Origin of the sequence: Halomonas sp. Bachu 37 (genome assembly GCF_039691755.1) — a bacterium.
In the GTDB taxonomy this organism is placed as follows: domain Bacteria; phylum Pseudomonadota; class Gammaproteobacteria; order Pseudomonadales; family Halomonadaceae; genus Vreelandella; species Vreelandella kashgarensis.
Map to the genome: position 1 here is coordinate 1,524,058 of NZ_CP137552.1, position 16,275 is coordinate 1,540,332.

The following is a 16,275-nucleotide window of genomic DNA, read 5'->3' on the forward strand; positions in this document are numbered from 1 at the left end:
CAGTCAGCCGCCGCTCAATCGCTGGACAGTAGCTCGAACGTATGCTGGTCGATCATCTCCAGCGCCTTGCCACCTCCGCGAGCCACACATGTCAACGGATCTTCCGCCACAATCACCGGCAGGCCGGTCTCTTCGGCAATCAGCTTGTCGAGGTCACGTAACAAGGCGCCGCCGCCGGTAAGGACCAGGCCGCGCTCGGCGATATCCGAGGCCAACTCGGGGGGAGACTGTTCCAGCGCGCTCTTGACCGCCGCGATGATCGAGCCCAGTGTTTCCTGCAGGGCTTCGAGGATCTCGTGGGAATTCAGGGTGAAACTGCGGGGAACGCCTTCCGCCAGGTTACGACCGCGTACATCGATCTCACGCAACTCGCCGCCGGGATAGGCGCAGCCGATCTCCTCCTTGATGCGCTCGGCCGTAGCTTCACCGATAAGGCTGCCATAGTGGCGGCGCACATAGGCGGTGATTGCCTCATCGAAGCGGTCGCCGCCGACGCGGATGGACTCGGAATAGACCACGCCGTTGAGCGAGATGATGGCGATTTCGGTCGTTCCGCCACCGATATCCACCACCATCGAGCCTTGTGCCTCCTCGACCGGCAACCCCGCACCGATCGCGGCGGCCATGGGCTCCTCGATGAGGAAGACTTCCCTGGCGCCCGCCCCTTCGGCGGATTCGCGTATGGCGCGCCGTTCGACCTGGGTCGACATGCACGGCACACACACCAGTACGCGTGGGCTGGGAGTCAGGAAGGTACTCTGGTGCACCTTGCGGATAAAATGCTGCAACATCTGCTCGGTGACGGTGAAATCGGCGATGACACCGTCCTTCATCGGCCGAATGGCGGTGATGTTGCCGGGCGTGCGCCCCAGCATGCGCTTGGCGTCGGCACCCACCGATGCCACGCTGCGCATGTTGCCGGATTGGCGAATCGCCACCACGGATGGCTCGTCGAGCACGATGCCACGACCGCGTACGTAAATCAGTGTATTGGCCGTTCCCAAGTCGATCGATAGATCGCTGGAAAACAGCCCCCTCAAACGTTTGAACATGGACGTTGTTACCTAGTGCAGACCGGGAACCCTGTGCGGATGCAAACGGTATCACCGCAACCCCCCGGCAGCAAGCGCGAGTCACCAGCGCGCTGCCCGTGGCGGCCAAGATGTGGTACCTTTTGCAGCTATTTTCCTGCGTCTTTAACGAAGACGTCTAATGACGGCGACGATGCCTTCGAGAATGCGTCACGAGGCAGTGCCGAGAGCGGCAACATGCTACTGAAATCGGGACATCTCGAAAACGCTCGCCGGCAAATATTATCATCATCTCCCCGAGAGATATTTTTTCACCGCTTTTTTACGTTCGCGAGGATATTTCGATCATGGCGCTTGAAGAGTCTCATGTGCGCCGGGCCGCGCACCTGGCCCGCATCGCGGTAAGTGATGCCCAAGCCACCGGGTTCGTCGACGACCTGAACCACATTCTCAATATGGTCGACCAGCTGCAGGGGCTGGATACCGATGGCGTGACGCCCTTGTCCCATCCGCTGGACGCCACCCAGCGGCTACGTGTCGATGAAGTGACCGAGACGGATCAGCGCGAAAAGTTCCAGCGCTGCGCCCCTGCCGTGGAAAACGGCCTGTACCTCGTTCCCCGGGTAGTGGAATAACGCCCGCATGGTTCAGCATTCTCACGTTACGGCAATCTTGATGGAGCCTCAGGGCCATGCATGACAAGACACTAAGCGAACTCGTTACCTCCCTGGCCGGTGGTGAACTTTCCAGCCGCGAGCTGACGACTCACTATCTCAAGCGTATTCAGCATTTCGACGCTCAACTCAACAGTTTCATCAGCGTGACCGCGGAACAGGCCCTGGTCGCTGCCGATGCCGCCGATCGCGCACGGGCCAAGGGCGAAGCCGGACCGCTGGCGGGAATTCCTCTAGCGCTGAAGGATATCTTCTGCACCCAAGGGGTAAAAACCAGCTGCGGCTCGCGGATGCTCGACAATTTTGTCGCCCCCTATGACGCCACGGTAGTGGAACGGCTGAATGCCGCCGGCACCGTCAGCCTGGGCAAGACCAACATGGATGAGTTCGCCATGGGCTCTTCCAACGAGTCCAGCTACTACGGTGCGGTAAAGAATCCCTGGAACTTTAGTGCCGTGCCCGGCGGCAGTTCCGGCGGCAGCGCCGCCGCCGTGGCAGCCGGCCTGGTACCGGCCGCCATGGGCACCGACACCGGCGGCTCCATCCGCCAGCCGGCGGCGTTCTGCGGCATCACCGGCCTCAAGCCTACCTATGGCCGTGTTTCGCGTTACGGCATCATTGCCTATGCCTCGAGCCTCGACCAGGCCGGTCCCATGGCCCGCTCGGCGGAAGATTGCGCGCACCTGCTGGGCGCCATCGCCGGGCACGACCTGCGCGACTCTACCAGCGTGGCCCGCGGCGTTCCGGATTATCTCGAAGCACTCGATGCTCCGCTCAGTGGCTTGAAGATCGGCCTGCCCAGGGAGTATTTCGGCGATGGCCTGGACGCCGACGTGGAAGCCGCCATCCGCAGCGCCGTCAGTGTCTACGAGTCGCTGGGTGCCACCGTGCGCGAAGTAAGCTTGCCGCATACCCACTACGCGATTCCCGCCTATTACGTGATCGCACCGGCGGAAGCTTCCTCCAACCTGTCGCGCTTCGACGGCGTGCGCTTCGGCCATCGCTGCAAGAATCCGCAGGATCTGATGGATCTCTACAAGCGTTCGCGGGATGAAGGCTTCGGCGATGAGGTGAAGCGCCGCATTCTGATCGGCACCCATACCCTTTCCGAAGGATTCTTCGATGCGTACTACCTCAAGGCTCAGAAGGTGCGGCGACTGATTCGCCAGGATTTCCTCGATGCCTTCGAAGAAGTCGATGTGCTGATGGGACCGGCCTCCCCCACACCGGCTTTCGACCTGGGAGCCAAGAAGGACCCGGTCTCCATGTATCTGCAGGATATCTATACCATTGCCGTCAACCTGGCGGGCATTCCGGGCATCAGTGTCCCGGCGGGCTTCGTCGGTGGGCGCCCGGTGGGCCTGCAGATTCTCGGCACGCACTTCGCCGAAGCGCAACTGCTCAATGTCGCCCACCAGTTCCAGCAAGCCACTGATTGGCACCGCCGCCGTCCCGCCCTTGCCGAGGAGAACGCATGATGCAATGGGAAACCGTGATCGGACTCGAGGTTCACGTCCAGCTTGCCACCCGTTCGAAAATCTTTTCCGGCGCCTCCACAGCGTTCGGTGCCGAGCCGAATACCCAGGCATGCGCGGTAGACCTGGGCATGCCCGGCGTGTTGCCGGTCCTCAACGAATCAGCCGTAGCCATGGCAGTGCAGTTCGGCCTGGCCGTCCACGCCGATATTCCCGAGGTGTCGGTCTTCGATCGCAAGAACTACTTCTATCCGGATCTGCCCAAGGGCTACCAGACCAGCCAGATGTATCACCCCATCGTCGGCCCCGGTGAAGTCGAGATAGGCTTCGACGACGGCACCACCAAGCGTATCCGCATTCACCATGCCCACCTGGAGGAAGATGCCGGGAAGTCGCTGCACGAAGATTTCCATGGCATGACCGGCGTCGATCTCAACCGCGCCGGTACACCGCTGCTGGAGATCGTCTCCGAACCCGACATGCGCAGCGCCAAGGAGGCCGCCGCTTACCTCAGGGCGATCCACTCCATCGTCACGTATCTCGGCATCTCGGATGGCAACATGGCCGAAGGCTCGATGCGCTGCGACGTCAACGTCTCGGTGCGTCCCAAGGGTCAGGAGGCGTTCGGCACCCGCGCCGAGATCAAGAACGTCAACTCGTTCCGCTTCGTCGAGCGGGCGATCGCTTTCGAGGTGGAGCGCCAGATCGAACTGATCGAGGATGGTGGCAAGGTCGTTCAGGAGACCCGTCTGTTCGACCCCGAGCGAGACGAGACTCGTAGCATGCGTACCAAGGAGGAGGCCAACGACTATCGTTACTTCCCCTGCCCCGACCTGCTGCCGGTGGTGCTGGACAATGCCTATGTGGAGCACTTGCGCGACAGCCTGCCCGAGCTTCCTGCCGATAAGCGGGCACGCTTCGAGAATGAGCTGGGACTTTCCGCCTACGATGCGAGCGTGCTTTCCGCCAGCCGTGACGTGGCCGAGTACTTCGAAGCGGTCAAGGAGGTCTGCGGGGATGCCAAGCAGGCCGCCAACTGGGTACAGGGCGAGCTTACCGGCGCGCTCAATCGGGAAAACCTGGCGATCGCCGATAGTCCGATCTCCTCCCGTCAGCTGGGAGAACTTATCGCCCGCATCCTGGATGACACCATCAACGGCAAGGCGGCCAAGGAAGTCTTCCAGGCCCTGTGGAACGGCCAGGGAGAAAGTGCCGACGCGATCATCGAAGCCAAGGGCTTGAAACAGGTCACCGACAGCGGCGCCATCGAGGCGATGATCGATCAGGTGATCGCGGAAAGCCCCGCCCAGGTGGCTCAGTATCGCGACTCGGAGCCGGAAAAGCGCGGCAAGATGATCGGCTATTTCGTCGGTCAGGTGATGAAGGCCTCGCGCGGTACCGCCAACCCGCAGCAGGTCAACACCTTGCTCAAGGAAAAACTCGATGCCTTGCTGTAACGATACCTGGGCTAAGCGAGACCTGATCTAGAGGTGTGCCACGCCACTAGAGCTGGCCGGGCTGCGTAAAGCGCTTCATGGTGGCGCAGCCCGGCGCCCAGATCGGCGCTTCCAGCTCGGCAAGCGCCGCGGTGGGAAACGCCAACCCGCGCTCTCGAGACCCCTCCACCAACATTGCCGTCAAGTCTCCCACCAACGGCATATGGCTGACCAGCAGCAAGTATGCGCCGTCATCAAACCACTCCAGCAACCAGTCGCTGACGGACTGCACAGTATCGTCGGGGGTCAGACACGTCAGAGTCTCGACAGGGACGGCCAATATCTTGCCGATGATACCCGCCGTCTGTTGGGCACGAACGAAAGGGCTGGCGACGAGCCGGATGGCACCGATATCATCGCGCTGCGCCAACCAGCGGGCCATCTTGCGTACTTCACGCCGGCCCTGCTCGGTCAATTCGCGCCGACTGTCCGGCGCGCCCGCAGCGGCTTCGCCATGGCGCATGATTCCCATTCTTGCCATGCATCACCTTTCTCGTCTGCTCGAACACAAGCCCGCTCGAACTTAATCTTATGTACGTTCGGGCCCATCGCCTCCCGACTCGTCGGACGAAGTTCCTGTACTGTTGCGATGCGCCTGCTGTACCGCCTCACGCGGCAGCACGAATTCCACGTCGCTACTCTGTTCTCCCATCATCAACGAGAGTGCCATGTCCTTGGGCGGAACATTGTCGAACAGCACGTGATACAAGCCTTCCGCCAAGGGCATGTAAACGCCGGAATTGCGCGCCTTGTCGCAGACCAGACGCACCGTGTTCACGCCTTCCGCGACCTGGCCCAGGGAGTCCACCGCCTGCTCGAGCGTCTGCCCCTGTCCCAAGGCGTAGCCCACACGGTAGTTGCGCGACAGGTTCGACGAGCACGTCACGATCAGATCCCCCACACCAGCGAGGCCGAGAAAGGTCATCGGATTGGCGCCTTGAGCCACCGCAAAACGGCTCATTTCGGCCAAGGCCCGGGTCATCAGCATACTGCGGGTGTTCTCACCCATGCCCAGGGCCGCCGCCATGCCCGCCGCAATGGCGTAGATATTCTTCAGCGCCCCGCCCAGTTCCACCCCGTGACGGTCGTCGCTGGCGTAGACACGAAAGTAGCGGCAGCCGAGCACCTGCTGGACGCGGGTACGTGTTAGAGGATCGTGGCTGGCGATCACCGTAGCGGTCAGCTGCTTGTCGGCGATTTCCGAAGCCAGATTAGGGCCGGCGATGACTCCCACATGGGGAAAACCAATTTCCTGATCCAGCACCTCGCTCATCAACAGGAAGCTCTCCTGTTCGATGCCCTTGGTGGTGCTCACCAGTATCTGCTCGGGCTTTAGCCAGGGCCTGGCAGCCTGGACCACGCTGCGAAACGCCTTGGAGGGAATGGCGATCAGTACCAGCTCGGCATCTTCCAGCACGGTCGCCATGTCGGTCGAGGCGGTAACGGCGGGATTGATGGCATAGGCGGGCAGGTAGCGCCCATTGCGGTGGGTCGAGTTGATCTGGTCGACCAGTTCGCCATCGCGCATCCATTGGCGAACCCGGGCCCCGTTGTCGGCGGCGATACTGGCCAATGCCGTACCGAAACTTCCTCCTCCCAGCACGGCCACGTTGATTTGTTGCTCAGACATGGTGGATTCCTAACCGGCAGCTATGTCATGCCATCTTACCAGACCGTTGTAATAACGGGGCCAGACCCTTTCAGCAACGGGACATCAGCTGGCCGGTTTACAGAAGGCAAAATAAAGCCGCCTTGGCATGGCCAAGGCGGCTTGGTGGCTCAGCGATAACGTCAGGCGGTCAACAGGCTATTCAGGCGCTTGACGTAAGCCGCCGGATCGTCGAGATGGCCGCCTTCGGCGATGATGGCCTGGTCGAGAAGAATGTGGGCAAGCTCGTTGAAACGCTCGCCTTCAGCGCCTTCAAGACGTGCCACCAGGGCATGCTCGGGATTCAGCTCCAGAATCGGCTTCACTTCGGGCAAGGTTTGCCCCGCCGCCTCCATGATGCGGCGCATCTGGAAGCCCATTTCATGCTCGGGCAGCACCACGCAGGCCGGTGAATCGGTCAGACGGTGGGTCACTTTCACTTCCTGGACATCGCTTTCCAGCGCTTCCTTGACCCGCTTGACCAGATCTTCCTTGGACTTGGCCGTCTCTTCCTTGGCTTTCTTCTCCTCTTCGTCCTCCACATCGCCCAGGTCCAGCTCACCCTTGGCGACATCGGCGAAGCTCTTGCCGTCGAACTCGGTGAGATGGCTCATCAGCCACTCGTCGATGCGATCGGAGAGTAGCAGTACTTCGATACCCTTCTTGCGGAAGATCTCCAGATGCGGGCTGTTCTTGGCCGCATTGAAGCTGTCGGCCACGATGTAGTAGATCTTCTGCTGGCCTTCCTTCATCCGTTCGACGTAGTCGGCCAGAGATTGATCCTGAGTGGCGGAATCGGTATGTGTGCTGGCAAAGCGCAACAGCCCGGCGATAGCTTCGCGATTGGCGAAATCCTCGCCGGGGCCTTCCTTCAGCACGCTGCCGAAGGTATTCCAGAAGGTCTGGTAGGCGGCACTGTCCTTGGCCAGCTTCTTGAGCATATCCAGCGAACGCTTGGTCAACGCGCTCTTGATCTTGTCGACCTTGGGGTCCTGCTGCAGCAGCTCGCGGGACACGTTGAGCGACAGGTCGCGAGTATCCAGCACACCCTTGACGAAGCGCAGGTAGAGCGGCAGGAACTGATCGGCATCGTCCATGATGAATACGCGCTGGACGTAGAGCTTCACGCCACGGGCGCCATCGCGCTCGTACAGGTCGAAGGGCGCCCGACCAGGCACGTAGAGCAGGCTGGTATATTCGAGCTTGCCTTCGACCTTGTTGTGACTCCACGTCAAGGGGTCCGAGAAATCATGGGCCACGTGCTTGTAGAAGGCCTTGTACTCGTCATCGCTGATATCGCTCTTGGGGCGCACCCACAGCGCAGTCGCTTCGTTGACGGTCTCCCAGGTGACTACCTCGCTGCCTTCGATCTCGTTGCCTTCGTCATCCTTGGCGGTTTCGACCTTGGGCATGCGCACCGGCACTTCGATGTGGTCGGAGTACTTGCGCACCAGGCTCTGCAGGCGGTAATCGTCGGCGAACTCCTTGGCGTCCTCTTTCAGATGCAGGACGATTTCCGTGCCGTGGCGCTCGAGGTCGACTTCCGCCACGGTGAACTCGCCTTCGCCCCGGGAGCGCCATTCCACGCCTTCCTCGGTCTGGCTGCCCGCCTTACGCGTACGCACCGTCACTTCATCGGCGACGATGAAACCGGAGTAGAAGCCGACCCCGAACTGGCCGATAAGCTTGGCATCCTTCTGCTGTTCGCCGGAGAGCTGCTTGAGAAATTCGGCGGTACCGGAGCGCGCAATGGTGCCCAGGTTGCTGATGACTTCGTCGCGACTCATGCCGATGCCGTTATCGCGGACGGTCACGGTATTGGCCTGGCTGTCGTGCTCTATCTCGATACGCAACTCGCTGTCGTTTTCATACAGCGCATCGTTATCCAGCGCTGCGTAACGCAGCTTGTCACAAGCGTCAGCCGCATTGGAAATCAGCTCGCGCAGAAAGATCTCCCGATTGGAATAAAGGGAGTGGATCATCAGATGCAGGAGCTGTTTCACTTCCGTCTGGAAGCCCAGAGTTTCTTCGCGAGTCGCTGTCGACATGGGTCGGCCCTCAATCACTGTAGGTCAGTCACTTAATAGGCGCCGAAACGGCGCGCCTAAAATTGCGTGATCGTGATATGGGGCTTGCCTGGCTTATTTCAAGCCATTTGAGACGGCACGTAGCCGACGTTTTGTGACGGGAGTTCGCTAGTCACTCGGCCCTTGCCGGCGTGTTTTCACGCCATGCACGGTAACCGGCCAGATGCTTGTCCACCCGACTCAATAACCAGCCGACAATGACCACATCGTCCACCACCCCGATCAGCATGAGGAAATCCGGAATCAGGTCGAAGGGCATGACCAGATAGGCCAGGGCCGCGCCCATCAGCAGAAACGCTTCCCAGGGAACGGGACGATAGCGTCCGCTTACCACGTCCCGAGTCATGGGGATAAAAAGCCGCAGCGCCCTACCCATACGCTTGAAGGCCCAGGTCCGACTTTTCAAGCGATTCCAGAACCATATCTTGGAGAGCATTGCCATTCGTTCACCTCGCTTTGGTCGCTTCCACTGCTATTGCATCTGCGCTCTTGAGCGTCTGCGCTATTGAACCTCTGCGCATTGTCCTATCCTGTTCGTCATCAGAACTTTTTCTTTCACCAGGGTTCCCCTGTAGGTTCATCCCCATGTCGTCCAGTATGGGTCATCAATCGTCGATGAGGTATGTCATGTCCGCCGCCTTTCGCTTAGCGCTAAAACGAACCCTGCCGGGCCATCGCCCCACTGCATGCACCGAACGGTCCTTTATCTCTCTCTGTTGCGCCTCGTTGCTCGCCGCTGCGTTGCTGCCGTTTTCGCATGTCGCGGCGGGCGCCAGCGACGCCGACATGCGCGTGGCGCTGAATGCGGCACGCAACCAGCAGTGGCACAGGGTCGACGAAGCCGAAACGAGCGACCATGTATTGAGCGGGTACATCGCATATCACCGCTTGCGCAGCCAACTGCCGCAGGCCGAGCCCGGCCGGGTGCTCGATTTCATCGAGCGTCATGCGGACTCCCCCTTGGCCGACTGGTTGCGTGGACAGGCCATAAGCGCGTATGGCGACGCGGGACGTTACACCAATCTACTGGCCGTTGCCCACGCCCCCCCGCAAGGGGCCGAGCGGCAGTGTCATTATTATACGGCCCTGGTCGATAGCGACCGGCAGGCAGCCATTCAAGGCGCTCGTGAACTGTGGCATGTGGGCCGCTCTCAGCCGGATGCCTGCGATACACTATTCAATCGCCTGCTAGCGAGTGGAGACATCAGCTCCGGCGATATATGGGCTCGCGCCATGCTCGCCTGGGAAACCGGTGAGACCGGCCTGGTGCAGTATCTTGGTCGCAAGCTGGACGGCCGCTGGGAGACGGCACGCAATACCCTGGCCACCGTCAGCGATGAAGCCGAGGCCGTCGCCCGTACCCCGGCGTGCCTGGGCCCGGAGTGCGCCGGCAGCAATGACTTCTATCGGGCCGCCATGCAGCGCCTGACCCGTGCCGATACCGCAGCCGCTTTGTCCATCTGGCAAGAGCGGCGCCCGCAACTGCAGCTTGCGCCCACCACGCAAAATGAAATCGAAGAGGAATTGGCATTCTATGCCCTGGTGCGCGAAGTACCCGGCGCTTTGAGCTGGGTGGATCAGGTATTGCCTGCCCTCGACAGCCAGCGAGTCCTCGAACTCAGGGTGCGCCGGGCCCTATCCGACCAGAATTGGCGGGGCGTCATCAACTGGGTGGCGATGATGGACGAATCAGCCCGGCAGGAGTCCCGCTGGCAATACTGGTTGGCTCGCGCCCACGAACAATTGGGTGAGGAGGATGCCGCCCATGCCCGTTATCGCCAGGCTGCCGAGGAGCGCAATTTCTACGGTTTTGCCGCTGCCGAACGACTCGACCAACCCCTCTCCTTGAATCTGGAACGCCCCCACTACGACCAGGTCTACCGTGATCGTGTCGCCGAACTTCCTGTCGTGGAACGAACGGAAGCGTTGATGCGTATCGGCGAAGCCGGGCTTGCCAACAGTGAATGGCTGCACGCCGTCCGCAATGCCTCGCCGGAGCAGGCCCGCGCGCTTGCCGATTACGCCGCGCAGCAAGGCTGGCACGCACTGCTTGTCCAGACCACCATCGCGGCGCAAATGTGGGATACGCTTGAGTGGCGCTTTCCCCAGGCCTACCGGGAAAGTTTCCTGCACTGGGGACGCATGACGGGTGTCGACCCTTATCTGCTGATGGCCATCACTCGCCGCGAAAGCGCCTACAATCCGGCCGCCCTTTCACCCGCCGGCGCCCGCGGGCTGATGCAATTGATGCCCGGTACCGCCACCCAGGTCAGCCGCGCCCTTGGCCTCCCCGACCCCGGCCCCTACGGCATTCTGGAACCGGAGCTGAATATCCGCCTGGGAAGCACCTACCTGCGTGACAAGCTCGAACGCTACCAGGACAATCGCCTGGCGGCCGCCGCCGCCTATAACGCCGGCCCGGGGCGGGTGGACCGCTGGCTACAAGACGGCCCGGCGGAATTCGACCTGTTCATCGAGAGCATACCGTTTCGCGAAACCCGCGATTATGTCCAGGCGATACTCAGTTATCGCGTCATTTTCGCAAGCCTGGCCAATGGCGGCGACACACAGGGCGTGTCGCTGCTCAGCGATAGTGAACGCCAAGTGAGTTACGACCGCTCGCTGCTGAGCCGCCGTTAAGAGCAAATGCGCCCGGCTAAACCGGGCGCTCGGTCAAGGCCAGGCGTAGCCCGAAGAACACCAGTACCAGCCCGGTGGCGCCGTTGAGCAGGCGCGCAAACGCGCTGCTGCCCAACCAGTGGGCAGCACGCCCCACCATGAGTACGATGCTGATCTGCCAGATATTGGCGATCACGAAATGCACCCCGGCAAGCCATAACGACTTGAGCAGCGCCGAGTCTTCGGGCGCAATGAACTGGGGCAGAAAGGCCATGTAGAACACGACGGTCTTGGGGTTGAGGACATTCGAGGCAAAGCCTTCACGAATCGGTCGCCATATCGTCACCGGCTCGCTACGCCCCAGCACACTTGCCACGGGCAAGGCCCTACCCTGGCGTGCCGCCATAAGACTCGACAACCCCAGCCAGATGAGATACCCCGCACCCGCCAGTTTGAGCGCTGCAAAGGCCCAGGCGGATTGCAGCAGAATGAAGGAAATGCCCAGCGCCGATATCGCGGCGTGAACGAAAAGGCCGCAGCAGATCGCCACGCTGGTCACGATGCCATCGCGCGTCCCGCCCCTTGCGGTGTTGCGCACCACCAGCAGCGTGTCCACACCGGGCGATAGCGACAACAGGGTGATGGCAATGAGAAACGACAGAAATTGCGCGTCGATCAGTCCCCAGGAATTCATTGCAGAACCTCAATGCAGGGCAATGGAGAAGCGAATGATACAGGGTTATCTTCTCTGGACGCTTCCGCTAAATCCAACTACAGTAAATTTGCGTAGCGGTTAATGCCGCTTCGCTTGATCATTAAGCATGTTAAGGAAATCGACGATGGCAACAGGTACTGTCAAGTGGTTCAACGATACGAAGGGTTACGGCTTCATCTCCCCCGATGATGGCGGTGACGATTTGTTCGCCCACTTCTCCGAAATCCAAGCTGAAGGTTTCAAGACCCTGCAAGACGGGCAGAAAGTCAGCTTTGAGGTAACCCAGGGCAAAAAAGGCCTTCAGGCTTCCAACATTCGCCTCGCCTGATGATTCGTTAGGCTTATGTTGAAAGGTCCGCGTGCGCGGGCCTTTTTTGTTTCGTCCCATTTACTTCCTTCCGCTTCAACTCGTTTTCTGCCCCAGACTCCCCACATTTCATCGCGGTGATGAACTCGTCTCACCGGGGTCAACAAGCTGCCATCCCGAATCCGATTGCCATTGAAACTCAAGACGTTGCCCAGCTTCGAACGAGTAGGCTCGATCACGCACGGCGAGCCTTAGCGTTTTTGTCCCTCCTTCAGGAACACAAAGCGTCATTCTGTGTCCTTCGAGGGTTATCTCTACCCATCGTCCGTGATAGCGCAGGCGCAACTGTAGTCCAGGCAGCGGCTCGGGCAGACAAGGGTCCAGCCGCAGCAAACCATCGCGCAGCACCAGCCCCGTTTCACCGCGCTGAACCAGATCCACGGATCCCGCCATGGCTCCCAGGTGGATGCCCTCCCGGGTCGTTCCCCCCTGCACATCGGCGATATCGCTTTCAAGCGCTTCGTTGAGTAGCTGCAGTGACCTCGGCCGGTCCAGACGCGCCAATACCCAGGACTCCACAATGCGGCTCAAGGTCGAGCCGTGCGAGGTGCGCTGTCGATAATAATGGATGCTCTGCGAAATCAGCTCCGGATCGAACGGATAACCCAACTGATGAAAAAGATCGCCAAGCTCTTGGGCAGAGAAAAGGTAGAACAGCATGAGGACATCGGCTTGTTTCGAGGCCTTGTAGCGATTGACCGTGTCTCCTTCCGCCTCGAGCAGCCGATCCAGACGATGAATATCACCGTATTTTTCCTGATACCCTTTCCAATCGAACTCATCGAGCCGTTCGTAGCCTTCGAACTGACTGATCACACCATCGTGAAACGGAATGGAAAGCCGGCGGCTGATGCTATCCCAGGTACTGATTTCCTGTTCGCTAACGCTCAGGGTTTCGCAAAGCTCTCGACGCCGCTCGGTTCCGATGTGCTCCAGGGCCTCGCAGGCCCGCCGCAGCCCCCAGGAAACCATCACATTGGTGTAGGCATTGTTATCGACCCCGGGTTCGTCCGCCCATGGGTACTGGTCATGGAACTCGTCGGGCCCCATGATTCGGCAGATATCGTAACGCTTGCGCTGGGCATTCCATTGAGCGCTACTGGCCCAGAAACGTGCGATTTCCACCAGCAATTCCGCCCCGTAATAGGACAGGAATTCGATGTCCTCGGTGACCTCGTAGTAGCGCCAGACATTGTAGGCCACCGCGGCATTCACGTGTCGCTGCAGGTGACTGTTGTCCGCCACCCAGCGACCCGACTTGGGGTTGAGATGCAGCATCTGGCTCTCTTCACGACCGTTACTGCCGCTTTGCCAGGGGTACATGGCGCCACGATACCCCGCTTCGCGCGCCAGCCTCCGGGCTTCCCCCAGACGACGATAGCGGTAGCGCAGCAAGGCGCGGGTGATCTCGGGAATACGCAGGTTGAGAAAGGGAAAGATGAACAATTCGTCCCAGAAGATATGTCCGCGATAGGCCTCGCCATGCAGCCCACGCGCCGGCACCCCGACATCCAGATCGACGACGTGGGGCGAGACGGTTTGCAGCAGATGAAAGATATGCAACCGCAGGATCATCTGGGTGCGTCCACCGCCCTTGAGGATCAAGTCACAGCGATGCCAGAGATGGCGCCACACCTGAGCATGACTCGCCAGCAAATCGGCAAACCGCCCCGCCTCGGCAAGTGTGTACATGGCCGCAAGCCCGGGCTCCGAAATGGCCCGGTCCCGGGACGTCTGCAGCGCAACGACTTTCTCGATATGGATATCCCGGCCCTGGCTGACGTCGAAACTCAGCTCGTGGGCGATATAGCCGCGCTGCTGCTCCAGCCTGCGTTGGTCAGGCAACAGGCACCCAGCCTCGAACACTTGCGTGCGCGCCGCCTGGGCCACGCGAAGGTTAGATTGGCTGGTTTCGACCCTCAAGCGAATGCTGTCGTCATCGATCGCTTCGCTGCCCAAGGGCCGCAGATGGGTACTGGCCAGCTCGCGGTAACGGGCCACACCACTATTGATGACCCGCCCGTCGAGGGCCGAGCATACGGTGATTCGCCCCGACCAGTTCTCCGCTGTCAGCTGCCACTGGATGGCGGCAAGATGGGGATTCTGCATATGTACGAGACGCTGGCAGACGAGAGACGTCTCCCGGCCTTGGCGATCACGAAAGCGCATCTTCCGTTGCAGTACACCGTTTCTCAGGTCCAGCGCCTGGTGATAACCCAGAATCTCGACCGCCGCGAGATCGAACCACTCATCCTCACCTTCGTGACGAAATGACAGACATAGCCAATTCGGCATATTGACGAGATCTTCGTTCTCGATCTCGCGTCCGGCTATCTCTGTCTCGAGCCGATTATATCCCCCCGCGAGATAGGTTCCGGGGTAATGGATTTCATCGGCCTTGGCCTCTTCCGCCGCTCCTCGGGTGGCGAAATAACCATTGCCCAAGGTACATAGAGCCTCGCGCAGCCCCTCCTCGGCATTGTCGAAATCCGTGTAATCGAGTGTCCAATCGCTCATGTTGTCGCTCCATTGACGGTGCAGAGGCGGCACAGGAAACGGCCTACCGCCCTGGGATCTTCCAGCCGGTAGTGAGCGGCACTCGGCTGGGGTGAATCGGCCACCAGAAAGCCTATCCCTTGTCCATTTCGCAAGAACTTGAACGCGTCTTCGTCCGTCTCGTCGTCGCCGAAGTAAAGCGGCAGGCTATCCTCGCCCTCGAGCTCAAGCGCTTCAAGCAGCCAACCCAAGGCCTTGCCTTTATCCCAGGGCAGCCGAGGCCTCAGTTCGAAGATCTTCTTGCCGCCGGTGCGCCGCAACATCGACTCCGAGGCTTCGATAACCTCATCGACTCCGTGATCTATGGTTTCCAAATCTTCAGCGGCCACGAGACGGTAGTGCACGGCGATGGCATAGCGCTTGCGCTCGATGAGTATGCCGTCGATACCGGACAGCGCTTGCTGCAGTTCGGCTTCGGCGCGATCAAGCGCAGGCAGGAATTCCTCGGCCTGATCGAGTTGCAACTGCAGACCATCGGGGCCGGCGATATCGAAGCCATGGCTGCCGGCATAGACAAGCGAATCGATGCCCACCAACCGCTCGACATCGGCGCGGTCACGACCGCTGATAATGGCAACAGTCATGCGTTCGGCGACCTTGAGTAGCATGCCGCGCATCTCATCGCTCAGCACCGCCAGTTCGGGCCTGTCGACGATCGGCGTCAAGGTGCCGTCATAGTCGAGAAACACAACCGGGCGCTTACCCGCCAACCAGCCGGCGATCTCGTCATGACGCGCCAGCGCATCCGGCAGCGTCGATGCGGCACTCGTCAGCAGTTCATCTAGATCATCGACAACGATGTCTGCTCCGTGGGCCAGCAAGGCATCACGCTGGCCGGCACGGTCGACTCCGACCACCAGACCGAAATCGGCGGCACGTGCCGCCTCGACTCCCGACAAGGCATCCTCGATCGCAAAGGTGCGGTTCGGCGGAACACCGAGCAGATGGGCCGCATGCAGGAAGGCATCCGGATTCGGTTTGCCCTTCAGCGGTAAACGATCGATGTCGTTGCCATCGACGCACACATCGAACAAATGGCCCAAGTCGGCCGCTTCGAGCACTGCAGAAGCATTCTTGCTCGACGATACCAGGGCGGTATTCACTCCTGCATCGCGCAGTCTCTGAACAAGGGCCACCGAACTATCGAACACCTCGACGCCGTCCTCGGCCAGGCGCTTGCCGAACAGTTCGTCCTTGAGGTTGCCCAGGCCACAGACCGTCTCCAGTCCCGGCGCATCCGTCGGGGTGCCATGATCAAGGGAGATGGAACGGGAGGCCAGAAAACTCTGCACGCCCTGGTAGCGAGGCTTGCCGTCGACAAAGCGTGGATAGTCGGATTCACAATCAAACGGCTGGAATTTCTCACCCGACGTTGCCGCACGACGCTGCAGGTAATCGTCAAACAGCTGCTTCCATGCGGCACAATGCACGCTGGCGGTTCGGGTCAGGACCCCATCGAGATCGAATATTCCCGCACTGAAAGAAGCGAGATCAATCCCTTGCCGGATGCTGTCGGGTGTTTTCATCATGGCGATTCCCGGTACGTTCAACTTCAAGTTGTCTAGCCATATTTCATCCTAGACCTCTTTGAAAATCTTATGCACCGG

13 protein-coding genes are annotated in these 16,275 nt (G+C 60.4%); 5 read left to right on the plus strand and 8 right to left on the minus strand.

Annotated elements, in window-relative coordinates; all coding sequences use genetic code 11:
- Positions 1 to 14: 14 nt before the first annotated feature.
- Positions 15 to 1,052 carry a rod shape-determining protein gene (locus R5M92_RS07035; protein WP_346798920.1) on the minus strand — a complete coding sequence of 346 codons (1,038 nt, stop codon included), beginning with the start codon at positions 1,050 to 1,052 and terminating at the stop codon, positions 15 to 17.
- Between the two features lie 326 nt (positions 1,053 to 1,378).
- Here R5M92_RS07035 and gatC point away from each other — a divergent pair, with 326 nt between their 5' ends.
- From gatC to gatB, 3 genes are read left to right on the plus strand one after another with little or no spacing between them, the layout of a single operon-like run.
- Complete coding sequence (gene gatC, locus R5M92_RS07040; protein WP_346798921.1) at positions 1,379 to 1,666, plus strand: Asp-tRNA(Asn)/Glu-tRNA(Gln) amidotransferase subunit GatC; 288 nt, start codon at positions 1,379 to 1,381, stop codon at positions 1,664 to 1,666.
- Between the two features lie 56 nt (positions 1,667 to 1,722).
- Positions 1,723 to 3,183 carry an Asp-tRNA(Asn)/Glu-tRNA(Gln) amidotransferase subunit GatA gene (gene gatA, locus R5M92_RS07045; RefSeq protein WP_346798923.1) on the plus strand — a complete coding sequence of 487 codons (1,461 nt, stop codon included), beginning with the start codon at positions 1,723 to 1,725 and terminating at the stop codon, positions 3,181 to 3,183.
- Positions 3,183 to 4,637 (plus strand): Asp-tRNA(Asn)/Glu-tRNA(Gln) amidotransferase subunit GatB, encoded by a 1,455-nt coding sequence (gene gatB, locus R5M92_RS07050; protein WP_346799287.1) that lies wholly within the window; start codon positions 3,183 to 3,185, stop codon positions 4,635 to 4,637. Before gatA ends, gatB begins: the two co-directional genes overlap by 1 nt.
- Positions 4,638 to 4,683: 46 nt before the next feature.
- Here gatB and sixA read toward each other — a convergent pair whose 3' ends face one another.
- From sixA to R5M92_RS07070, 4 genes are all read right to left on the minus strand, one after another.
- Positions 4,684 to 5,157, minus strand: coding sequence for a phosphohistidine phosphatase SixA (gene sixA, locus R5M92_RS07055; RefSeq protein ID WP_346798925.1), 474 nt, complete (start codon positions 5,155 to 5,157; stop codon positions 4,684 to 4,686).
- Between the two features lie 48 nt (positions 5,158 to 5,205).
- Positions 5,206 to 6,306 (minus strand): NAD(P)H-dependent glycerol-3-phosphate dehydrogenase, encoded by a 1,101-nt coding sequence (locus R5M92_RS07060; RefSeq protein WP_346798926.1) that lies wholly within the window; start codon positions 6,304 to 6,306, stop codon positions 5,206 to 5,208.
- 161 nt (positions 6,307 to 6,467) lie between these two features.
- Positions 6,468 to 8,372 carry a molecular chaperone HtpG gene (gene htpG, locus R5M92_RS07065; protein WP_346798927.1) on the minus strand — a complete coding sequence of 635 codons (1,905 nt, stop codon included), beginning with the start codon at positions 8,370 to 8,372 and terminating at the stop codon, positions 6,468 to 6,470.
- 151 nt (positions 8,373 to 8,523) lie between these two features.
- A complete protein-coding gene (locus tag R5M92_RS07070; RefSeq protein WP_346798929.1) occupies positions 8,524 to 8,853 on the minus strand; it encodes a YkvA family protein in 330 nt (109 codons plus the stop codon).
- A 185-nt stretch (positions 8,854 to 9,038) separates the two neighbouring features.
- Here R5M92_RS07070 and R5M92_RS07075 point away from each other — a divergent pair, with 185 nt between their 5' ends.
- Positions 9,039 to 11,051, plus strand: coding sequence for a transglycosylase SLT domain-containing protein (locus R5M92_RS07075; protein WP_346798931.1), 2,013 nt, complete (start codon positions 9,039 to 9,041; stop codon positions 11,049 to 11,051).
- Between the two features lie 16 nt (positions 11,052 to 11,067).
- On the opposite strand, the gene R5M92_RS07080 is transcribed toward R5M92_RS07075, so the two are convergent.
- Positions 11,068 to 11,724, minus strand: coding sequence for a LysE family translocator (locus R5M92_RS07080; RefSeq protein WP_346798933.1), 657 nt, complete (start codon positions 11,722 to 11,724; stop codon positions 11,068 to 11,070).
- A 145-nt stretch (positions 11,725 to 11,869) separates the two neighbouring features.
- Here R5M92_RS07080 and R5M92_RS07085 point away from each other — a divergent pair, with 145 nt between their 5' ends.
- A complete protein-coding gene (locus R5M92_RS07085; RefSeq protein WP_249978836.1) occupies positions 11,870 to 12,073 on the plus strand; it encodes a cold-shock protein in 204 nt (67 codons plus the stop codon).
- 108 nt (positions 12,074 to 12,181) lie between these two features.
- Here R5M92_RS07085 and R5M92_RS07090 read toward each other — a convergent pair whose 3' ends face one another.
- Together R5M92_RS07090 and otsB are read right to left on the minus strand one after the other, a co-directional pair.
- The gene (locus tag R5M92_RS07090; RefSeq protein WP_346798935.1) at positions 12,182 to 14,629 is read right to left on the minus strand and encodes a glycoside hydrolase family 65 protein; all 2,448 of its coding nucleotides are present in this window, start codon (positions 14,627 to 14,629) and stop codon (positions 12,182 to 12,184) included.
- Positions 14,626 to 16,197: a trehalose-phosphatase gene (otsB, locus tag R5M92_RS07095; protein ID WP_346798937.1), complete on the minus strand. Its 1,572-nt coding sequence runs from the start codon at positions 16,195 to 16,197 to the stop codon at positions 14,626 to 14,628. Before otsB ends, R5M92_RS07090 begins: the two co-directional genes overlap by 4 nt.
- Between the last annotated feature and the right edge of the window lie 78 nt (positions 16,198 to 16,275).